The 19,769-nt window shown below is 60.0% G+C and carries 23 protein-coding genes; 9 read left to right on the top strand and 14 right to left on the bottom strand.

The features are described 5' to 3' along the window. Window positions 1–11: 11 nt before the first annotated feature. The 6 genes from ahcY to ACSQ3J_RS12085 all read right to left on the bottom strand — a co-directional run bounded on the left by ahcY (window position 12) and on the right by ACSQ3J_RS12085 (window position 5,601). On the bottom strand, window positions 12–1,412 hold the full coding sequence (gene ahcY / locus ACSQ3J_RS12110; RefSeq protein ID WP_060502477.1) for an adenosylhomocysteinase: 1,401 nt from the start codon (window positions 1,410–1,412) through the stop codon (window positions 12–14). A 182-nt stretch (window positions 1,413–1,594) separates the two neighbouring features. Next, complete coding sequence (locus tag ACSQ3J_RS12105) at window positions 1,595–1,867, bottom strand: HPr family phosphocarrier protein (RefSeq protein ID WP_037096716.1); 273 nt, start codon at window positions 1,865–1,867, stop codon at window positions 1,595–1,597. 13 nt (window positions 1,868–1,880) lie between these two features. Further along, the gene (locus ACSQ3J_RS12100; protein WP_037096714.1) at window positions 1,881–2,282 is read right to left on the bottom strand and encodes a PTS sugar transporter subunit IIA; all 402 of its coding nucleotides are present in this window, start codon (window positions 2,280–2,282) and stop codon (window positions 1,881–1,883) included. A gap of 146 nt (window positions 2,283–2,428) precedes the next feature. Beyond that, complete coding sequence (locus ACSQ3J_RS12095; protein ID WP_060502476.1) at window positions 2,429–2,896, bottom strand: HPr kinase/phosphorylase; 468 nt, start codon at window positions 2,894–2,896, stop codon at window positions 2,429–2,431. Next, on the bottom strand, window positions 2,893–4,647 hold the full coding sequence (locus ACSQ3J_RS12090; RefSeq protein ID WP_244481962.1) for a sensor histidine kinase: 1,755 nt from the start codon (window positions 4,645–4,647) through the stop codon (window positions 2,893–2,895). Before ACSQ3J_RS12090 ends, ACSQ3J_RS12095 begins: the two co-directional genes overlap by 4 nt. A 219-nt stretch (window positions 4,648–4,866) precedes the next feature. Further along, window positions 4,867–5,601, bottom strand: coding sequence for a response regulator transcription factor (locus ACSQ3J_RS12085; RefSeq protein ID WP_037097523.1), 735 nt, complete (start codon window positions 5,599–5,601; stop codon window positions 4,867–4,869). A gap of 340 nt (window positions 5,602–5,941) precedes the next feature. Here ACSQ3J_RS12085 and ACSQ3J_RS12080 point away from each other — a divergent pair, with 340 nt between their 5' ends. The 5 genes from ACSQ3J_RS12080 to ACSQ3J_RS12060 all read left to right on the top strand — a co-directional run bounded on the left by ACSQ3J_RS12080 (window position 5,942) and on the right by ACSQ3J_RS12060 (window position 9,745). Further along, window positions 5,942–7,552, top strand: a complete 1,611-nt coding sequence (locus ACSQ3J_RS12080; protein WP_060502474.1) for a phosphoenolpyruvate carboxykinase — start codon at window positions 5,942–5,944, stop codon at window positions 7,550–7,552. Window positions 7,553–7,692: 140 nt separating this feature from the next. Further along, complete coding sequence (arfB, locus tag ACSQ3J_RS12075) at window positions 7,693–8,127, top strand: alternative ribosome rescue aminoacyl-tRNA hydrolase ArfB (RefSeq protein WP_060502473.1); 435 nt, start codon at window positions 7,693–7,695, stop codon at window positions 8,125–8,127. Window positions 8,128–8,212: 85 nt separating this feature from the next. After that, window positions 8,213–8,680, top strand: a complete 468-nt coding sequence (gene lysM / locus ACSQ3J_RS12070; RefSeq protein WP_060502472.1) for a peptidoglycan-binding protein LysM — start codon at window positions 8,213–8,215, stop codon at window positions 8,678–8,680. A 5-nt stretch (window positions 8,681–8,685) separates the two neighbouring features. Then, a complete protein-coding gene (locus ACSQ3J_RS12065; RefSeq protein ID WP_060502471.1) occupies window positions 8,686–9,126 on the top strand; it encodes a hypothetical protein in 441 nt (146 codons plus the stop codon). Between the two features lie 7 nt (window positions 9,127–9,133). Next, window positions 9,134–9,745, top strand: a complete 612-nt coding sequence (locus ACSQ3J_RS12060) for an alpha-ketoglutarate-dependent dioxygenase AlkB family protein (protein WP_060502470.1) — start codon at window positions 9,134–9,136, stop codon at window positions 9,743–9,745. A gap of 3 nt (window positions 9,746–9,748) precedes the next feature. On the opposite strand, the gene coaA is transcribed toward ACSQ3J_RS12060, so the two are convergent. From coaA to hisB, 7 genes are read right to left on the bottom strand one after another with little or no spacing between them, the layout of a single operon-like run. After that, window positions 9,749–10,744, bottom strand: a complete 996-nt coding sequence (gene coaA, locus ACSQ3J_RS12055) for a type I pantothenate kinase (protein ID WP_060502469.1) — start codon at window positions 10,742–10,744, stop codon at window positions 9,749–9,751. A 5-nt stretch (window positions 10,745–10,749) separates the two neighbouring features. Continuing rightward, window positions 10,750–11,064, bottom strand: coding sequence for a phosphoribosyl-ATP diphosphatase (locus tag ACSQ3J_RS12050; RefSeq protein WP_037096695.1), 315 nt, complete (start codon window positions 11,062–11,064; stop codon window positions 10,750–10,752). An 18-nt stretch (window positions 11,065–11,082) separates the two neighbouring features. Continuing rightward, complete coding sequence (gene hisF, locus ACSQ3J_RS12045; RefSeq protein ID WP_060502468.1) at window positions 11,083–11,859, bottom strand: imidazole glycerol phosphate synthase subunit HisF; 777 nt, start codon at window positions 11,857–11,859, stop codon at window positions 11,083–11,085. Next, a complete protein-coding gene (hisA, locus tag ACSQ3J_RS12040) occupies window positions 11,856–12,599 on the bottom strand; it encodes a 1-(5-phosphoribosyl)-5-[(5-phosphoribosylamino)methylideneamino]imidazole-4-carboxamide isomerase (RefSeq protein WP_060502467.1) in 744 nt (247 codons plus the stop codon). The genes hisF and hisA overlap by 4 nt, the downstream gene beginning before the upstream one ends. Window position 12,600: 1 nt before the next feature. Then, a complete protein-coding gene (gene hisH, locus ACSQ3J_RS12035) occupies window positions 12,601–13,251 on the bottom strand; it encodes an imidazole glycerol phosphate synthase subunit HisH (protein WP_060502466.1) in 651 nt (216 codons plus the stop codon). Next, window positions 13,251–13,724: a DUF2628 domain-containing protein gene (locus ACSQ3J_RS12030; RefSeq protein WP_060502465.1), complete on the bottom strand. Its 474-nt coding sequence runs from the start codon at window positions 13,722–13,724 to the stop codon at window positions 13,251–13,253. Before ACSQ3J_RS12030 ends, hisH begins: the two co-directional genes overlap by 1 nt. A 27-nt stretch (window positions 13,725–13,751) precedes the next feature. Further along, entirely contained in the window at window positions 13,752–14,360 is a 609-nt protein-coding gene (gene hisB, locus ACSQ3J_RS12025) for an imidazoleglycerol-phosphate dehydratase HisB (protein WP_060502464.1), read from the bottom strand. A 222-nt stretch (window positions 14,361–14,582) separates the two neighbouring features. Between hisB and hslV the strand changes: the two genes are divergently transcribed. From hslV to ACSQ3J_RS12005, 4 genes are all read left to right on the top strand, one after another. After that, window positions 14,583–15,107: an ATP-dependent protease subunit HslV gene (gene hslV, locus ACSQ3J_RS12020; RefSeq protein WP_060502826.1), complete on the top strand. Its 525-nt coding sequence runs from the start codon at window positions 14,583–14,585 to the stop codon at window positions 15,105–15,107. Window positions 15,108–15,152: 45 nt separating this feature from the next. Next, on the top strand, window positions 15,153–16,460 hold the full coding sequence (gene hslU / locus ACSQ3J_RS12015) for an ATP-dependent protease ATPase subunit HslU (protein WP_037096682.1): 1,308 nt from the start codon (window positions 15,153–15,155) through the stop codon (window positions 16,458–16,460). A gap of 178 nt (window positions 16,461–16,638) precedes the next feature. Next, on the top strand, window positions 16,639–17,589 hold the full coding sequence (locus ACSQ3J_RS12010; protein WP_060502463.1) for a DUF1402 family protein: 951 nt from the start codon (window positions 16,639–16,641) through the stop codon (window positions 17,587–17,589). Window positions 17,590–17,672: 83 nt separating this feature from the next. Then, window positions 17,673–19,067, top strand: a complete 1,395-nt coding sequence (locus ACSQ3J_RS12005) for a cytochrome P450 (protein ID WP_060502462.1) — start codon at window positions 17,673–17,675, stop codon at window positions 19,065–19,067. Here the strand turns inward: ACSQ3J_RS12005 and ACSQ3J_RS12000 are convergent. Beyond that, window positions 19,030–19,647 carry a hypothetical protein gene (locus tag ACSQ3J_RS12000; RefSeq protein ID WP_060502461.1) on the bottom strand — a complete coding sequence of 206 codons (618 nt, stop codon included), beginning with the start codon at window positions 19,645–19,647 and terminating at the stop codon, window positions 19,030–19,032. The two genes, ACSQ3J_RS12005 and ACSQ3J_RS12000, sit on opposite strands and share 38 nt — an antisense overlap. Between the last annotated feature and the right edge of the window lie 122 nt (window positions 19,648–19,769).

Here is a 19,769-nt window from a genome sequence, read left to right as displayed (position 1 = left end):
CCGGGTAAGGACTAGTAGCGGTAGTGTTCAGCCTTGAACGGGCCTTGCGGCTTAACACCGATATAGCCGGCCTGTTCTTCCGAAAGCTCGGTCAGCTTGGCGCCGAGCTTGGCGAGGTGAAGGCGTGCGACCTTCTCGTCGAGGTGCTTCGGCAGGATATGAACGCCCTTTTCGTACTGATCACCCTTGGTGAACAGTTCGATCTGGGCCAGCGTCTGGTTGGTGAACGAAGCCGACATGACGAAGGACGGGTGGCCGGTGGCATTACCGAGGTTGAGCAGGCGGCCTTCCGACAGAAGGATCATGCGGTTGCCCTTGGGGAACTCGATGAGGTCAACCTGCGGCTTGATGTTGGTCCATTTCAGGTTGCGCAGTGCGGAAACCTGGATTTCGTTGTCGAAATGGCCAATGTTTCCAACGATCGCCATGTCCTTCATCTCGCGCATGTGGTCCATGCGGATGACGTCCTTGTTGCCGGTCGTCGTGATGAAGATATCGGCCGAAGACACAACGTCTTCCAACTGAACGACTTCAAAACCGTCCATGGCGGCCTGCAGGGCGCAGATCGGGTCAACTTCCGTGACCTTGACGCGGGCGCCAGCGCCAAGCAGCGAAGCAGCAGAGCCCTTGCCGACGTCGCCGTAACCGCAAACGACTGCAACCTTGCCGGCCATCATGACGTCGGTGCCGCGGCGGATGCCGTCGACCAGCGATTCCTTGCAGCCATACTTGTTGTCGAACTTCGACTTGGTAACCGAATCGTTAACGTTGATCGCGGGGAAGGGCAGCAGGCCCTTGGCATGCAGCTGGTAGAGACGGTTGACGCCCGTTGTGGTTTCTTCGGTCACGCCCTGGATGGCATCGCGCTGTTTGGTAAACCAGCCCGGCGAAGCGGCCAGGCGCTTCTTGATCTGGGCAACGAGGATTTCTTCTTCTTCCGACTCCGGCTTCGAGAGAACGTCCTCACCGGCTTCGGCGCGGGCACCGAGCAGGATGTACATGGTGGCGTCGCCGCCGTCATCGAGGATCATGTTGGAAACGCCGCCGTCGGCCCACTGGAAGATCTGGTCCGTGTAGGTCCAGTAGTCTTCCAGGCTTTCACCCTTGATGGCGAAGACCGGGACGCCAGATGCCGCGATCGCGGCGGCAGCATGGTCCTGCGTCGAGAAGATGTTGCAGGAGGCCCAGCGAACTTCCGCACCGAGCGCGACCAGCGTCTCGATCAGGACAGCCGTCTGGATGGTCATGTGCAGCGAACCGGTGATGCGGGCGCCCTTCAGCGGCTTGGACGCGCCGAATTCCTCGCGGCAGGCCATCAGGCCCGGCATTTCCGTTTCGGCAATGATGATTTCCTTGCGGCCGAAATCGGCAAGGCCGATATCCGCAACAACATAGTCGTTTTTCGTGCTCATGAGAGTCTCCGGGCTGGTGCCATGCACGAAGTCCTGACGTTTTGGCAGGGCCGGGCAGGGCGCACTATAATTCGGCACTTCCCGCAGTCTGCAGGAGGTTTGTTCCTCAATTATCAGGAAAAGTGAACAGGAGCAACAGGACATAAAGAAGTCTTTATGTCTTTATGTGTTTCCGCCCGAGCCTAGATTTCTTCGCCGAACTTGTCGGCAACCAGTGCGTCGAGAGCATCGAGAGCCTCCTGTGCCTGACGGCCGCTGGAGGTGACGGAAACCGAACAGCCGGTGCTGGCAGCCAGCATCATCAGGCCCATGATCGAAGTGCCGCCGACAGTCATACCGTCCTTCGAGACGTGGATTTCGGCATCGTAGCCTTCGACCGTCTGTACGAACTTGGCAGACGCGCGGGCATGCAGTCCGCGCTTATTGACGATCAGGAGGTCGCGGGAGAGGGTCATGACCGGAGTCCCGTTATTTTCCACTGAGGACACGGCTTGCGACATTGATGTATTTCCTGCCTGCTTCGGACGCTTCGACGAGTGCCTTGTCCATATCGCTCTCGCCTCGGACTCCGGCCAGTTTGATCAGCATGGGAAGGTTGACACCGGCAATCACTTCAACGGTGCCACTCTGCATGACCGAGATTGCCAGGTTGGACGGCGTGCCGCCAAACATGTCTGTAAGGATAATAACGCCATTGCCTTCATCGGCAGCAAGAACAGCGTGCAGGATATCCTGCCGGCGCTGATCCATGTCATCCTCGGGGCCGATGCAGACAGTCTCGATTGACTTTTGCGGACCAACGACATGCTCCAGCGCATGACGAAACTCTTCAGCCAGCTTGCCGTGTGTGACAAGCACAAGTCCGATCATGGTGTCTTCGCTCCAACTGCATCTGCAAATCTATAAGGAGGGTCAGATATCGCAATGCAGCAATTTCGTCCACCTTAGGGCGGCCATCTTGGCAAGGAAAAGCCGAATGGCAAGTTAAAAATCCGCAAATGCTGCTTTAAAAGGCATCAAAGTCCTTGAAAATTGGCATTTTGAGGTAAAATAAGCCGCAGAATTTCAAAGGAATTCAAGCCTTCGGCCATGGGAAGGCGGTACAAGGGTAAAAAATCACCGGACGGCAAAGAAAACCTCTCGTTTTCCGGGGGTAAACGCGGCTCAAACGGCGATTTGACCGGCAGAATGGCAAAATCGATTGCGGCGGCCGGTATCGTCTCGACGGCAAAGATCCCTGCACCGCGGACTTCGGCAAGGCCTGCAATCGCGGCGGGCCGGCGGGCGATAATGTGCCCGTCATGCACTGAGATCAGCACCTGATCATCCGAGACGAGCGCCGCAAACAGCCCGCAATTCCTTGCCGCCGACAGGCAAGAGAGCGCCAGCATTGACTTGCCTGCGCCGGACGGGCCAACAAACAAAAAACCCTGGGTTCCAAGCACCACGGCGGTCGCGTGAACATTGACCGCCGGGTGGGTCATGCGTGACTTTCGATCGGAAGCGAAAGAATGAAACGGGCGCCGGTAATCTTGCCGCTCGCATCCATCATGTTCTCGGCCTTCAGCGAGCCGCCATGGGCTTCGGCGATCTGGCGGGAGATGGAAAGACCAAGGCCCGAATTCTGGCCAAAATCCTCGCCGTCGGGACGGTCCGTGTAGAAGCGTTCGAAAATCCGGTCGATGTCTTCGGCCTGGATGCCCGGGCCGTTATCCTCGACATAGATGATGCAACGGCTGCGGGTCCGGGTCAGGCGCAGGACGATGCGTCCACCCTGGTCCGGAACGAATGACCGGGCATTCTCGATCAGGTTGGTGATGATCTGCCCAATGCGCAACTCGTAGCCGCCCACATCGAAGCGCGCCTTCGGATTGTCCTTGCGCTCGACGACGAAGCTTAGTTCGACGGCCTTCTTGCCGCTGCGGATCTGCCGGGAGATATCGACAAGGCCACCGAGCAGCTTTTCCAGATCAACGGCTTTTGCGTCGCTGCGGGCAAGCTCGGCATCGAGCCTCGAGGCATCGGAAATATCGCTGATCAGCCGGTCGAGGCGGCGCACGTCGTGCTGGATGACGTCCATCAGCCGCTTCTTGGAATCGTCGGTGCGGGCGAGCGGCAGCGTCTCGACGGCGCTGCGTAGCGAAGTCAGCGGGTTCTTCAGTTCGTGGCTGACATCGGCGGCAAAGTTCTCGATCGCGGCGATACGATCGTAGAGCGCCGTCGTCATTTCGCGCAGCGCAACCGACAGGTTGCCGATTTCGTCCTGGCGGGAGGAGAAATCCGGGATTTCCTCACGCTCCTTGGCGCCGCCGCGCCGCACGCGGATGGCAGCTGCCGACAGCCGGCGCAAGGGGTTGGCAATGGTGCTCGACAAGAGCAGCGACAGGATGACGTTGACGAGGGCGGCGACGCCGAAGACGCGAATGATCGCCAGCCGCTCGGCGTGAACGATCTTGTCGATATCACCGGCCTGCGTTGACAAAAGCAATACACCGAGAACCGCACGGAAGCGCTGAACAGGCACGGCAACAGAGACGATCAACTCGCCCTTTTCGGTGACGCGCACAACAGCGCCACGAACACCGGTCAACGCATTCATGACTTCGGGATAGATCGCGCCGTTCCCGCCCGGAGGTTCCTTGTAAAGCGGCAGATTACCCGGTTGCAGCACGCGGTTGAACCAGGAGTTGAACCGTTCGGACCATGTCGCGGCTTCCGGCTCGATCGGTGGCAGGTCGAAACGCAGCACCTGGCCACCGGTATAGAGATGGCGGGAATCCAGCAGCAGGTCGGCGTCGGCATCGAACAGACGGGCGCGGGTGCGGGTCGGCGAGATCAGCCGCCGCAGCACCGGTGCCACACGTTCCTGATTGATCGGGAATTCGAGATCCTCGTCGCTGGGCAGCGGCGTGATGCTTTGGCCGGCCTGCAGTTCCAGGAGTTTTTCAGGATCGATGGTGATCGAGTTGGTATCGACGGAAGCAGACGCCGCAATGGCGCCGGCGATGATTTCTCCTTGTGTCAAAAGACTTTCGACGCGTGCATCGATCAGCCCCTCGCGGAACTGGTTCAGGTACATGATGCCGCCGACAAGCACGACCAGTGCGACGAGATTGAAGAACAGGATGCGGCGCGTCAGGCTGGAAAAGACGGCGTTGCCGAAGATGCGGCGAATCAGCGTGAAGGGATGCGCCCACTTGCGGCCCGCTGCCGCCCGTGTTTCGCTGTCATCCATATCGATGTTTCGCAAGACTTCGACCAAGCCTTCAACTCCCGCTTTCGCGGCCCCTGTATGTCAATGGCAGGTTACTGCCGTCCGCCCGGGGGCGGAATGGAGATTACGCTCTTGTATCTCACGTTGGCGCGGAGCCGTATCATACAGCTCCGTCCTTGGCCACGCCAGACATGCACATCAGGGTAGATGCCCGGCGTGGTCAGGAGACAAGGCTGGGCTTCAGGCGGATTCGCGGAAGCGGTAACCGACGCCGTAGAGCGTTTCGATCATGTCGAAGTCGTTGTCGACCATCTTGAACTTCTTGCGCAGCCGCTTGATGTGGCTGTCGATGGTGCGGTCATCGACATAGACCTGCTCATCATAGGCAGCGTCCATCAAGGAATCACGGCTTTTCACCACGCCGGGGCGCTGCGCCAGCGAATGCAGGATCAGGAACTCGGTGACCGTCAGGGTCACGGGTTCGTTCTTCCAGGTGCATGTGTGGCGCTCCTGGTCCATCGACAGCTGGCCGCGCTCCAGCGAGCGGGCCTGGATATCGGCTGCACTCTTGGCCGCGCCGCTGCCAGTGCTCGCGGCGGCCGCTGCTTCCCGGTTGGCCGAGCGGCGCAGGATCGCCTTGACGCGTTCAACCAGCAGTCGCTGCGAGAATGGCTTGGTGATGAAATCGTCGGCGCCCATCTTCAGGCCGAACAACTCATCGATCTCCTCATCCTTGGAGGTCAGGAAGATCACCGGAATATCGGATTTCTGGCGCAGGCGGCGCAGAAGCTCCATGCCGTCCATGCGCGGCATCTTGATATCGAAGATGGCGAGCTGCGGCGGCCGGGCAAGCAGACCGTCGAGCGCCGAGGCACCGTCGGTATAGGTTTCGACCTTGTAGCCTTCCGCCTCCAGTGCAATCGACACCGAGGTCAGGATATTCCGGTCGTCATCGACAAGTGCAATCGTCTGCATCGTATAGGGCTCCACCATTTCGCTGCGCCTCCGAGGCCAGCCCGGTTGTCCGGGCTCTGCTGCGGCAAGACGCGTTTCATGAGTATAAAGGTGGAACAAATTGTGGCGAAGTAAAATGCAAAAGCAACGAGCCGGATGCCGAGAGGGTGTTTCCGGCAAAAAAAGGATGTCTGAAAACGCGCGATTCAACCGATTAAAAAAGCGATATTTTCTTTTAAATCGATTAATATACTGAAATCATTATATTTTTTACGACAGCAATCTTGTCTTTTTGCCTCCGTCCTTTTATGGTCGCTAACATTCAACGTTCTGTCGGCAAACCACGGAGGAAAGCTGGACCATGCAGGAGCTCGGCATTCGCAACCCATCCCTTGGGCTGGAATCAATCGGTTTCAACAACCTGGACACGGTTCGGTACAACTTTGGCACCGCTGAACTCTACGAGGAAATCCTGCGCCGCAGCGAAGCGCAGCTGACCGCAGACGGGGCCGTGCGCGCCCTGACGGGCCAGCACACCGGCCGCTCGCCAAAGGACAAGTTCGTCGTTCGCGACGAAAATACCGCGGACGAAATCTGGTGGGACAACAACAATGCAATGTCGCCGGAGCATTTCGCCATCCTGCACCAGGACATGCTTGATCATGCCGAGGGCAAGTCGCTCTATGTGCAGGATCTGATCGGCGGTGCCGACGCGGAAAATGCCCTGCAGACCCGCGTCATCACCGAATTTGCATGGCACTCCCTGTTCATCCGCAACCTGCTGATCCGGCCGGAAACGGCGTCGCTCGCCAACTTCGCGCCGAAGCTGACGATCATCGACCTGCCGGATTTCAAGGGTAATCCTGCCCGTCATGGTTGCCGCACCGAAACCGTGATTGCCTGCAACTTCACCAAGGGCATCATTCTGATCGGCGGCACGTCCTATGCCGGTGAGATGAAGAAGTCTGTCTTCACTATGCTCAACTACCTGTTGCCGGCCAAGCGCGTCATGCCGATGCACTGCTCGGCCAATGTCGGTCCGGACGGCGACGCAGCCGTATTCTTTGGTCTTTCGGGTACGGGCAAGACGACGCTGTCGGCCGATCCGAAGCGCACGCTGATCGGTGATGACGAGCATGGCTGGGGCGAAGATGGCATCTTCAATTTCGAAGGTGGCTGCTACGCCAAGACCATTCGTCTGTCGGCAGAAGCCGAACCGGAAATCTTCGAGACCACCCGCCGTTTCGGCACAGTGCTTGAAAACGTCATTCTCGATGAAAACCGCAAGCCGGACTTCAACGATGGTTCGCTGACCGAAAACACCCGCTGCGCCTATCCGCTCGATTTCATCCCGAATGCCAGCAAGTCGGGAACAGCCGGGCATCCGGGCACGATCATCATGCTGACGGCCGATGCTTTCGGCGTCATGCCGCCGATCGCCCGTTTGACGCCAGACCAGGCCATGTATCACTTCCTGTCCGGCTACACCGCAAAGGTTGCTGGTACGGAAAAGGGCGTGACTGAGCCGGAAGCCACCTTCTCCACTTGCTTCGGTGCGCCGTTCATGCCGCGTCATCCGTCGGAATACGGCAATCTGCTCAAGGCTTTGATCGCCGAACATGGTGTCAATTGCTGGCTGGTCAACACCGGCTGGACTGGTGGCGCCCATGGCACGGGACATCGCATGCCGATCAAGGCAACGCGGGCGCTGCTCGCTGCAGCGCTTGATGGTTCGCTGGCCTCGGCCGAATTCCGCACCGACAGCAACTTCGGCTTTGCCGTGCCGGTTGCGGTACCGGGCGTCGATACCAGCATCCTTGATCCGCGTTCCACCTGGAGTGACGGCGTTGCCTATGACGCGCAGGCCCGCAAGCTGATTGATATGTTCGTTGCCAACTTCGCCAAGTTCGAAAACCATGTCGACGGCAGCGTCCGCGACGCGGCTCCCGGCGTGAAGCTCGCAGCGGAATAAAACAACCCTCACAGAGGGTTGCAGATGATGATTCACGTGAAACCCGGCACGAAAGTGCCGGGTTTTTGCGTTGCCGGTGGGTTCGCGCGTTTTCAACGCCTGTTTCCTGTGAGATAGAGCGATGGAAGGATGAAAACCACATGGCCAGCGATCCGCTTTACATCAACGACCGCATTGTGATCGCCGGCTGGGAGCTGACGGAGCAATTCGTGCTGGCCGGTGGGCCTGGTGGGCAGAACGTCAACAAGGTCTCGACCGCAGTTCAGCTGTTCTACGGCATCGCCGCTTCGCCGGCCTTGCCGGAGCGGGTGCGCGACAACGCCATCAAACTGGCGGGCCGCAAGGTTTCCAAGGATGGCGTGCTGATGATCGAGGCCAGCCGCTTCCGCAGCCAGGAGCGCAATCGCGAGGATGCGCGCGAACGGTTGAAGGAGCTGATTTTCAAGGCCGCCGAGCCGCCACCGCCGCCGCGCCGGAAAACCAAACCGACCAAGGGCTCGATCGAGCGGCGGCTGAAGGAAAAGACCGGGCGGAGCGAAGTCAAGAAGATGCGCGGCCGCCCGCAGAACGATTGATCGCGGCAATTTTCATCCGGGCCTTGTTTTTTTCCCATCACTGCACTCTGTTAGGGTTGAAGAAACCCGCAAAAGGAGATGCGCCATGGGTCTGTTCAGCTTTATCAAGAATGCCGGCAAGAAGCTCGGCATCGGCGGCGATGACGACGCACCGGATGTCGAAGCGGTGAAGAAGGAGCTGGCCTCCCACGATCTCGGCACCGATAAGGTCGATGTTGCGGTCGAAGGCGACAAGATCGTGCTGACCGGCGTGGTGAAGGACCAGTCCGCCTTTGAAAAGGCCGTTGTTGCCGTTGGCAATACGCTTGGCATCTCGAAGGTGGAAGCCGCCGAGCTCAAGGTCGCCGATGGTGCTGCGGCGCCCGTCGCGGCCAAGGAGCCGGTCTTCTACACTGTAAAGAAGGGCGACAACCTCTGGAAGATCGCCGAATCGCAGTACGGCAAGGGCAAGGGGGTGAAGAATACCGTCATCTTCGAAGCCAACAAGCCGATGCTGACCCATCCGGACAAGATCTATCCCGGCCAGGTCCTGCGTATTCCGGCGCTGGATTAAGCTTCATGAAAAGGCTCAGCGCGGTTCTGCTGGTTTTCCTGGCTGCTGCGGCAGCGATATTCAGCGGACCTGCGCTGGCTTTGACGTTCCGCGAGCCCGCCAAGGGATCGGCGGAGCGGGCTGCCATTATGGATACCCTGCGCCCGGCGGTGGAGGCCGAGATGCGCGGCCCGGTCGAATTCGTGGTCACCACCATCCGGGTGACGCCGAACTGGGCCTTTGTGCAGGTCGAGCCACAACGCCCCGGCGGCGGCGTGATCGATCCCGAGGAAACCGGTTTTGCCGGCGATACCGACATGATGGACGGGCTGACGGTCTATGGGTTGATGGGCTTTCAAGCCGGCCGCTGGAACCTGATCGACCATATGGTCGGCCCGACCGACGTCGGTTACGCCGACTGGCAGCAGCGTTACGGCGTTCCCGCTGCCTTGCTCGGGCTGGAATAGGTTTCCGATGAAGGCGCTGCCCCAAGGTGTCCGGCACATTCCGGATTTTCTCGACCGGGAAAAACAGGAAGCTCTGGTCGAGAGCATCCGGACCGTCGTGGCGGAAGCCCCGCTGTTCGTTCCGGCCATGCCCCGCACCGGCAAGCCGATGTCCGTGCGCATGACCAATTGCGGCTCGCTCGGCTGGGTGACGGACAAGGAACGCGGCTATCGCTATCAGCCGCACCATCCGGTCACCGGCAAACCATGGCCGGCAATGCCCGATGTGCTACTCGATATTTGGCGCGCGGTTTCCGGTACCTCAAAGGAGCCGGAGGCCTGCCTCGTCAATTTCTATGCCGATGATGCCCGCATGGGCCTGCATCAGGATCGTGACGAAAAGGATCTGGAAACGCCGGTCGTGTCGATTTCGCTGGGAGACAGCTGCCTGTTCCGCGTCGGCGGCACCGAGCGCAGCGGCGGAACGCTGTCGTTCAAGCTGTCGAGCGGCGATGTCGTCGTGTTGGGCGGCGAGGGGCGTCTCGCCTTTCACGGCGTCGACAAGATCTACCCCAACACGTCGACATTGCTGAAAAACGGCGGCCGCATCAACCTGACGCTCCGCCGCGTCACGCTGTAAGCGTCAGAGTTTGCGCAACGCCACTGTCTCGGTCAGGTGATTGGGGCCTTTTTGAAGAATAAGATCAGCACGCGGCCGGGTCGGCAGGATGTTCTGGCGCAGGTTCTTCAGGTTGATGTTCTGCCAAAGCCCCTCGGCGATCGTCAGGGCTTCCTCTTCGCTGACCTGCGCATAACGCTTGAAGAACGAATCCGGATTGCGGAAAGCGGTCTGGCGCAGCCGCATGAAGCGGTTGACGTACCAGGTGTGGATCAGACTCTCTTCCGCATCGATATAGATCGAGAAATCGAAGAAATCCGACACCATCGGCACGATCTTGCCGTCAGCGGGCAGATTGCGTGACTGCAGGACATTGATGCCCTCAAAAATCAGGATGTCGGGACGGTCCACCACCTGGAACTGGTCTGGCAGAACGTCATAGCTGAGATGGGAATAGCTTGGCGCCTGGACATTCGGCTGCCCGGCCTTGATCGCCGACAGGAAACGCAGCAGCGCGCCGATATCGTAGCTTTCCGGAAAGCCCTTGCGGTCCATCATGTTTTCCCGCAGCAGCGTCGCGTTGGGATAGAGAAAACCGTCCGTCGTCACCAGATCGACCTTCGGGCTCGATGGCCAGCGCGACAGAAGCTCGGCCAGAATACGCGCCGTCGTCGATTTGCCGACGGCAACGGAGCCGGCGATGCCGATCACAAACGGCGTCTTGGCATCGTTCGACATGCTGAGGAAAGCCTGGCGCTGGGCAAACAGCTTTTGCGAGGATTCCACGTGAGTCGACAGAAGACGGGATAGCGACAGGTAGATGCGCCGGACTTCGCTGAGATCGATCGGGTCGTTCAGCGAGCGCAGCCGCTGGACTTCATCGGCCGACAGGGTCAGCGGCGTGTCTGCCCGGAAATGCGACCATTCCTCAGCCGAAAAGAACCGGTAGGGCGAATAGTCCTTGTTGTCGAAATGATCCGGAATATCGGCCGGCGCGATGTCTTTTGCGGCGATGGTCATGACGTCTACCGGCTTGCCTTTTCCTGGAGGCCCGACTGGCTGGTGCGCCGTTCGAGTTCATCCATCACATCCTGCAACGGAATATCAGCAATTTTCAATACGACCATCAGATGATAGACCAGATCGGCACTTTCGGCGATCAGGTTGGTCCGGTCATTGGAAATCGCCGCGATCACGGTTTCGACGGCCTCCTCGCCAAGCTTCTTGGCGGCCTTCGCCTGCCCATGGGCAACGAGTTTGGCGGTCCAGGATTCGTCGGGTGACGCTTTTGCCCGCGTGGCGACGATCGCTTCAAGGTCGGAAAGGCTGAAATTGCTCATCTGTCTTTGTCCTGAAGCTCAATCGAGCCGCATGGCAATGCCATGCTCTGCCATATAGCGCTTGGTTTCGCCGATGCTATAGGTGCCGAAATGGAAGATCGACGCCGCCAGCACCGCGGTCGCATGGCCGTCGCGAATGCCTTCGACCATATGATCGAGCGTGCCGACGCCGCCGGACGCGATGACCGGCACGGACACACGGTCAGCAATGGTCCGGGTTAGCGCGATATCGTAACCGGCCTTGGAGCCGTCGCGGTCCATCGAGGTCAAAAGCAGTTCACCGGCGCCAAGCTTGACCATCTTTTCCGCAAACGTCACCGCGTCGATGCCGGTCGCATTGCGGCCACCATGGGTGAAGATCTCCCAGCGGTCTTCCTCGCCAGGCTTCGAGACTTTCTTGGAATCGATCGAGACGACGATGCATTGGTTGCCGAACTTGTCGGCTGCTTCAGCGACGAAATCCGGATTGCTGACAGCAGCGGAGTTGATCGACACTTTGTCGGCTCCGGCCAGCAGAAGCTTGCGGATATCGGCGACGCTGCGCACCCCTCCACCAACGGTCAGTGGCATGAAGCAATGATCGGCGGTGCGGGCCACAACATCGAAGATCGTGTCGCGATTATCGGAGGAGGCGGTAATGTCGAGGAAACAGAGTTCGTCAGCACCGGCAGCGTCATAGGCCTTGGCCGATTCGACGGGGTCACCGGCATCGATCAGGTCAAGGAAGCTGACACCCTTGACGACACGGCCGTCCTTGACGTCGAGGCAGGGGATGACACGGGCTTTAAGGGTCATGCCGCTTTTCCTTTCGCACTCTGGATGAGTGCCAGCGCTTCGGCCGGATCGATGCGTCCATCATAGAGCGCCCGGCCGGAGATCGCGCCTTCGAGCTTTGCCGCATCCGGCTGAACCATGCGGCGGATATCGTCCATTGAGGCAAGGCCGCCCGAGGCGATGACGGGGATGGAAACGGCATCGGCCAGTTCCAGCGTCGACTCCCAGTTGATGCCTGTCAGGATGCCGTCACGGTCGATATCGGTGTAGATAATGGCTGAAACACCGGCCCCTTCGAATTTCTGCGCCAGTTCGATGACACCGAGTTCGGAGGCTTCTGCCCAACCCTCGACCGCCACCTTGCCGCCCTTGGCATCGATACCGACGGCGACCTTGCCGGGGAATTTTTTACAGGCCTCGATCACCAGCGCCGGATCGCGCACGGCAACGGTGCCGAGAATGACACGCGCGAGGCCACGCGACAGCCAGTTCTCGATATGGTCGAGCGTGCGAATGCCGCCACCGAGTTGCACCGGGTTCTTCGTGGATTTCAGGATGGCATCGACGGCAGCACCGTTGACGGTCTCACCGGCAAAGGCGCCGTTCAGATCGACCACGTGGAGCCATTCGAACCCCTGGTCCTCGAAGGCCTTGGCCTGGGCGCCGGGGTCGGGATTGTAGACGGTCGCCTGTTCCATGTCGCCGAGCTTGAGGCGCACGCACTGGCCGTCTTTAAGGTCGATAGCGGGAAAAAGGATCATGTCAGGGCTTCCAGCGCAGAAAATTCGAAATGAGGGCGAGGCCGAGCGTCTGGCTCTTTTCCGGATGGAACTGGGCGCCTGCCGTGTTGTCCCGGGCAACAAACGCCGTCACCGTGCCGCCATAGGCCGTGGTGGCGATCAGGTCGTCCGGGTTTTCGACGGCCAGATGGTAGGAATGGACGAAATAGGCGTGCAATCCGTCCTCGCCGGTGGTGATGCCGTCAAACAGCGCATGCGGCTTCCTGAGTGTCAGCGTATTCCAGCCGATCTGCGGGATTTTCAGTGATGGGTCGGAGGGAACGATTTCGACGACGTCGCCCTTGATCCATCCAAGCCCCTGCGTAGTGGTCTTTTCCAGGCCGCGCGCCGACATCAGCTGCATGCCGACGCAGATGCCGAGAAACGGACGGGCGGATTGCTCGACGGCGTGCGCCAGTGCTTCGCGCATGCCGTCGACAGCATCAAGGCCGCGGCGGCAGTCGGCATAGGCGCCAACGCCGGGCAGAACGATCCGGTCGGCGCTGGCAACCCGGTCCGCCTTGTCGGTCAGCTCGATCGTGGCGTCGATGCCCGCTTCACGTGCAGCCCGTTCGAACGCTTTGGTGGCCGAGCGCAGATTGCCGGATCCATAATCGATGATCGCAACGCGCATCAGCGTTCTCCATAATTCTCAAAAAGGCCGACAGCAGCGCGATTGCCGCCGGTGGCTACCGTCGTAGCGGCCGGCAAGACCGGCGGCTGCCAGGTATCGGCGGCATCGGCGGTTTCCGCCGTTGTGTGGTCGTAGATCATTTCGGCGGTCGGCAGGTCATCGGCGGTGATGACCGATTGCAATGTCCAGCCCGCAGCCTCCAGGCGGCGGGCAATAAAGGCCGGACCTTCAAGCGCGACCAGCAGGCGCAAGGCCAACTCAATCAGGAAACCGGCCAGGCTCGGCTCCGGGGTCGCAAAGGCAACCAGCCCCTGCAGGATGGCGACAGCAATACCTGCCACCCATTGGCGCTGGAACAGAAGCCAGATTGCCGGGAAGATGAAGGCAATCCAGGAAAACTTGTCGGCGATGAACCGGGCGTCCACGTCGGTTCGCGGTGCGCCGGGAGATGTCAGAACCAGATAGGAGGCCATATCAGCCAACTTTCAAACTGGGCCGGATCAGACCAGCGTACCCTTGGTCGAGGGAACGCGGCCTGCCTGGCGCGGATCGATCTCTGTTGCCGTGCGAAGCACGCGGGCAACGGCCTTGAAGCAGGTTTCGGAGATATGATGGTTGTTGGCGCCATAGATGTTCTGCACATGCAGCGTGATGCCGCCGTGCTGGGCCAGCGCCTGGAAGAATTCGCGCACCAGTTCGGTATCGAACGTGCCGATCTTCGGCGCCGAGAAATCGACGTTCCAGACGAGGAACGGCCGGCCGGAGACGTCGACGGCCGCACGGGTCATCGTTTCGTCCATGGCAAGATCGAGCGAAGCGTAGCGGGTGATGCCGCGGCGGTCGCCAAGCGCCTTGGAAAGGGCCTGGCCGATGGCGATGCCGGTGTCTTCCACGGTGTGGTGGTCGTCGACATGGCGGTCGCCCTCGGCAACGATATCCATGTCGATCAGCGAATGACGGGAAAGCTGCTCCAGCATATGGTCGAAAAAGCCGACGCCGGTGGAAATCTGCGACGTTCCGGTGCCATCGATATTGACGGACACGGTCACCGAGGTTTCGTTGGTCTTGCGCGAAACGCTGCCGGTGCGGCTCACTTGCTTGTCGGCCATCAGGTTCTCCCGAATGTAATAGAGCCGCTCCTTATCAGGCGGTGGGCGAAATATCCAGAACTGCCGCCATGATTCTCGCAAGCGCGAAATGGTGCCGGATCGAGGCGGAGCATGGGAGCGCGGCGTGGGCTATTTGCAATCGGCAAAAGCGCTCTTACATAGGTTTCAACAGGGCCGATGTACGGCTCTTCGAAAAGCCCGCAAGCCGGGCAGGGTGGTTTCATGACAACGATTATTACCGTCCGCAAGGGCGGACAAGTGGTGATGGCCGGTGATGGCCAGGTGAGCCTCGGCCAGACCGTGATGAAGGGCAATGCCCGCAAGGTTCGCCGCCTCGGCAAGGGCGATGTTATCGCCGGGTTTGCCGGTGCAACGGCCGATGCCTTCACGCTGCTGGAGCGGCTCGAATCCAAGCTCGAGCAGTATCCGGACCAGTTGATGCGCGCCGCCGTCGAGCTTGCCAAGGACTGGCGCACCAACAAGTATCTGCGCAATCTCGAAGCGATGATGCTGGTGGCCGACAAGAACATTACCCTCGCCATCACCGGTAACGGCGATGTGCTTGAGCCGGAACACGGCACGATCGCCATCGGCTCGGGCGGCAACTACGCCTTCGCGGCGGCCCGCGCGCTGATGGATACCGATAAGAGCGCCGAGGAAATCGCCCGCAGGGCGATGGAGATCGCCAGCGATATCTGCGTCTACACCAACGGCAATATCATCGTCGAAAAGCTCGATGCCGCGTAATCGCGACGCAGTTCCGCGTAACCGGCGTATTTTTGAAAGAAGACCATGACCACATTTTCCCCCCGCGAAATCGTGTCGGAGCTCGACCGGTTTATTATCGGCCAGCACGATGCCAAGCGCGCCGTCGCCATCGCCTTGCGCAACCGCTGGCGCCGCCAGCAGCTTTCTGATGAGCTGCGCGACGAAGTCATGCCGAAGAATATCCTGATGATCGGCCCGACCGGCGTCGGCAAGACGGAGATTTCCCGCCGTCTGGCCAAGCTCGCCGGCGCGCCCTTCATCAAGGTCGAGGCAACGAAATTCACCGAAGTCGGCTATGTCGGCCGCGATGTCGAGCAGATCATTCGTGACCTCGTCGAAGTCGGCATCGGCCTGGTGCGCGAAAAGAAGCGCGCTGACGTCAAGGCCAAGGCGCATCTGAACGCGGAAGAACGCGTGCTTGATGCCTTGGTCGGCGCGACCTCCTCGCCCGCCACCCGCGACAGCTTCCGCAAGAAGCTCAGGGCTAATGAGCTGGACGACAAGGAAATCGACATCGAGATCGCTGATACGGCAACGCCGGGCGGCGGCTTCGAAATCCCCGGCATGCCCGGTGCCAATATCGGCGTTCTCAACCTGTCGGAAATGTTCGGCAAGGCGATGGGACAGCGCACCAAGAAGGTTCGTACAACCGTCAAGGAAAGCTATGGCATCCTGATCAACGACGAATCCGACAAGCTGCTCGACAATGAGGAGATCCAGCGCGAAGCGGTACGTTCGGCGGAGAATGACGGCATCGTCTTCCTCGACGAGATCGACAAGATCGCTGCCCGCGATGGCGGCATGGGCGCCGGTGTTTCACGTGAAGGCGTGCAGCGCGATTTGCTGCCGCTGGTCGAAGGCACGACGGTCGCGACCAAGTATGGCCCGGTGAAGACCGACCATATCCTGTTCATCGCGTCCGGTGCCTTCCATGTTGCCAAGCCGTCGGATCTTCTGCCGGAACTGCAGGGCCGCCTGCCGATCCGCGTCGAGCTGAAGGCGCTGACCAAGGAAGATTTCCGCCGCATCCTGACGGAAACCGAGGTCAGCCTGATCCGCCAGTACAAGGCGCTTCTGGAAACCGAAGGCGTCGATCTGGACTTCACCGAAGACGCGCTGGATGCGCTGGCCGATGTTGCGGTCAAGCTCAACACCAGCGTCGAAAATATCGGTGCGCGCCGCCTGCAGACGGTGATGGAGCGGGTTCTCGACGAAATCTCCTACGCAGCACCGGACAAGTCCGGCGAAGCGCTGAAGATCGATGCCGATTATGTGCAGAAGCATGTTGGCGATCTCGCCGCCAATACGGACCTGTCGCGTTACATTCTGTAAATTTGCAACGGACGTTTGTTAACGATTGGGGCACTTGCTATAATGGCTGGTGCCCTTGTTGTTTGTGATATCCATACGCGATAAGGCTTTCGCCGGTGCCGGGCACAATTCCGGCACGATTTTGCCGCAGCGTCCCGGTGCATCCGGAACGTCAAGATTGCTTCACAGGAAACAGAGCGTGCGCCCCATCCTTCACATGCTTCTCGTCGCGGCAATGATTGCCGTTACCGGCCCCGCCATGGCGGACGGCATTCGTGTGGTGCCTGAGGGCAACCGGTATCAGGAGCAGCCGAATGTCCCGGGCGCATCCGTGCGCCGGACCAAGGCCGGTAAGACCTCGTTTGATGCGAAATACGACAAGGTGCGCAATCTGCTGGCCAATGACGGCAAGCTGATGGGCAAGATCAAATCGACGGCGCGCGCCTATGGTATCGACCCGATCCACATGATCGGCGCCATCGTCGGCGAGCATACCTATAATGTCGACGCTTATGACCGGCTGCAGTCCTATTACGTCAAGGCCGCAGCCTATGCCGGCGACAGTTTCCGCTTTGGTTATGAAGGCGAAACGGTAGCGCAGTTCGTGGCGCGTCCGGAATTTTCAAAATGCGAAGCCAAGAAAAGCTCCTATGCGTTGTGGACCTGCCGCGAAAGCGTCTGGGACAGCCAGTTCCGCGGCAATACGGTCGGCGGCACGTCCTATCCGAACAATCGCTTCAGCGCAGTGTTCTTCCAGCCGTTCTTCGCTGGCCAGACCTTCGGCCTTGGCCAGATCAATCCGCTGACCGCCCTGATGCTGACCGACATGGTGTCGCGCGTGTCCGGCTATGACCGTCTCGACGAAAACGATGCGGCGGGCGTCTACAAGGCCATCATGGATCCGGACCAGTCGCTTGCCTATATGGCTGCCTCGATCCGTCATTCGATCGACGCCTATAAGTCGATTGCCGGTATGGATATTTCCGACAATCCCGGCATCACCTCGACTCTCTACAATGTCGGCAATCCCGACCAGCGCGCCGCTGCACTTGCGGCGAAGAACAAGGGCGGCGCGGTGCAGTGGCCGGAGGAAAATTATTACGGCTGGCTGGTCAACGACAAGCTTGCTGAGCTGAAGGGCCTGCTCTAGTTTTCCTGAAATAGCCACACCTTCGTGCGAGGGTTGCGGCTGGAGCTGCCAGCCGGTGGCGGCGTCCGGAAAGCTGTCGCCCCATGGACATGAGACCCGAACCGTTCGAACCACCTGCGCCAATCCCGCGCACGGTGCCGCCGTCGCGTTTGCAGATCATCCGCACGGTCATGCGCAATCCGCTGGAACTGTGGGGCGAGCCTTCCTACACGCTGCCATGGATCAATACGAAATTCGTTACCCAGCGCACCCTGATCGTCAACGATCCCAATCTGATTCGCTATATCCTCGTCGAGAATGCCTCGAATTATGAGATGTCCAAGGTTCGCCGCCTCATCCTGCGGCCGATCCTGCGCGACGGGCTGCTCACGGCCGAAGGGGAGGTCTGGAAGCGGTCGCGCAAGGCCATGGCGCCGGTGTTCACGCCACGCCACGCACGCGGCTTTGCCAAGCAGATGCTGTCGAAGACCGAGGAATATGCCGCCAAATATGACGAGGCGGCATCGGCCGGGGAAACCGTCAATATCGCCACCGATATGACAGAGCTGACCTATCAGATCCTGTCGGAAACCCTGTTTTCCGGGCAGATTGCCGCCGAGACCGAGGGTTTTGCCGATAGCGTCGAGCGGTTGCTGCACCGCATGGGCCGTGTCGATCCGATGGATATTCTGCTCGCGCCGTCCTGGGTGCCGCGGCTGACCCGCATCGGCGGCGCTAAGGTGATGGCGGAGTTCCAGGGCATCGTGGCGGAAACCATGGATCAGCGGCGGCACTTGATGCGCACGGACCCGCGAGCAGCGCCACAGGATTTCCTGACGCTGCTGCTGCAACTGGAGCGGCCACAGGGCCTTTCGACTGACGAGATCGCCGACAATATCCTGACCTTTATTGGTGCCGGCCATGAAACCACGGCGCGGGCACTCGCCTGGACACTTTACTGCGTCGCCAATTCCCCGCATGTGCGCGAAAACATGGAAGCCGAGATCGACACCGTGCTGTCGAGCGGCGCCGAGCCGGTCGACTGGCTCGACCTGATGCCGCATGTCCGTGCTTCCTTCGAAGAGGCGATGCGGCTCTATCCGCCGGCGCCCTCGATCAATCGCGCCGCCATCGAGGCCGATTCCTGGACGTCGCCCGATGGCGAGCGGGTGGATATTCCCAAGGGCATCGCGGTTCTGGTCATGCCGTGGACCCTGCATCGCCACGCACTCTATTGGGAAAAGCCACGTGCCTTCATGCCGGAGCGCTTCCTGCCGGAAAATCGCGACAAGCTGCACCGGTTCCAGTACCTGCCGTTCGGAGCCGGGCCGCGCATCTGTATCGGCGCGACGTTTGCCCTGCAGGAAGCGGTGATCGCGCTCGGCGTGTTGATGAAGCGCTTCCGGTTCGATGTGACGCCGCAGACAAAGCCCTGGCCGGTTCAGCGGCTGACCACCCAGCCTAGGGGCGGGCTGCCGATGAGGGTGTCGGCGCGCTGAAGGTTTTTCCAGGCGTCTCCGATTGCACGGCGCGGATCGGCGAATCGGAAGCCACCGGCTCCTGCATCTGCTTCTTTGGCCGCTTGATCGTCTTGATCGCCGCACAGGTTGCGTCACCAACGCCCTCGCAGGGCTTGTAGACGACGATTTCGCTGCCGGCGCCATCGTCCCAGACGGCCTGGATCGCGAGCGTCTTTGCCTCTCCGGCCGGCAGCGAGATGTAGATATACTCGTTGGTACTGCTGTCGGGCAGGTTGAACGGAATCTGCGGATTGCATTTGCCAAGCGGAAAGCGCTTGTCGAGCGCGTCGGAATTGACCGAGTAGCGGATTTCAGACAGCCGGCAATGCATGGTCTGCAGCGCGGTGAAATAGATCAGCTGCTTGTCGTCGTAATTGCGGAACTGGATCCAGCCGGTGGTCTTATTGGCATCCAGCATCGCCTTGTAGATGGCGACATCCGGAAGCACCGGCTTGTATTCTTCGTCGTCGTTGGCCTCCTGCGCAAAGGTGGGCAGCGAGAGCGCAGGCGCGCCTGCAATCGCAAGAGCCAGAAAGAGCATGCGTGAGAAACCAGTCATGCCATTATCCTTGCTTTTGACAGTGTCGCGCAGCCTCGTTGCTATGTCGGCGAAGCGATGGCCTTTCGCTGATAGATGTCATATCACCTCGTGCATATCCTTTGAAGCCGGGTTTCCGGTCT

The sequence above is a fragment of the Rhizobium sp. LjRoot98 genome (genome assembly GCF_964252935.1).
GTDB lineage: Bacteria > Pseudomonadota > Alphaproteobacteria > Rhizobiales > Rhizobiaceae > Pararhizobium.
This window is presented reverse-complemented; position numbering and strand designations above follow the sequence as displayed.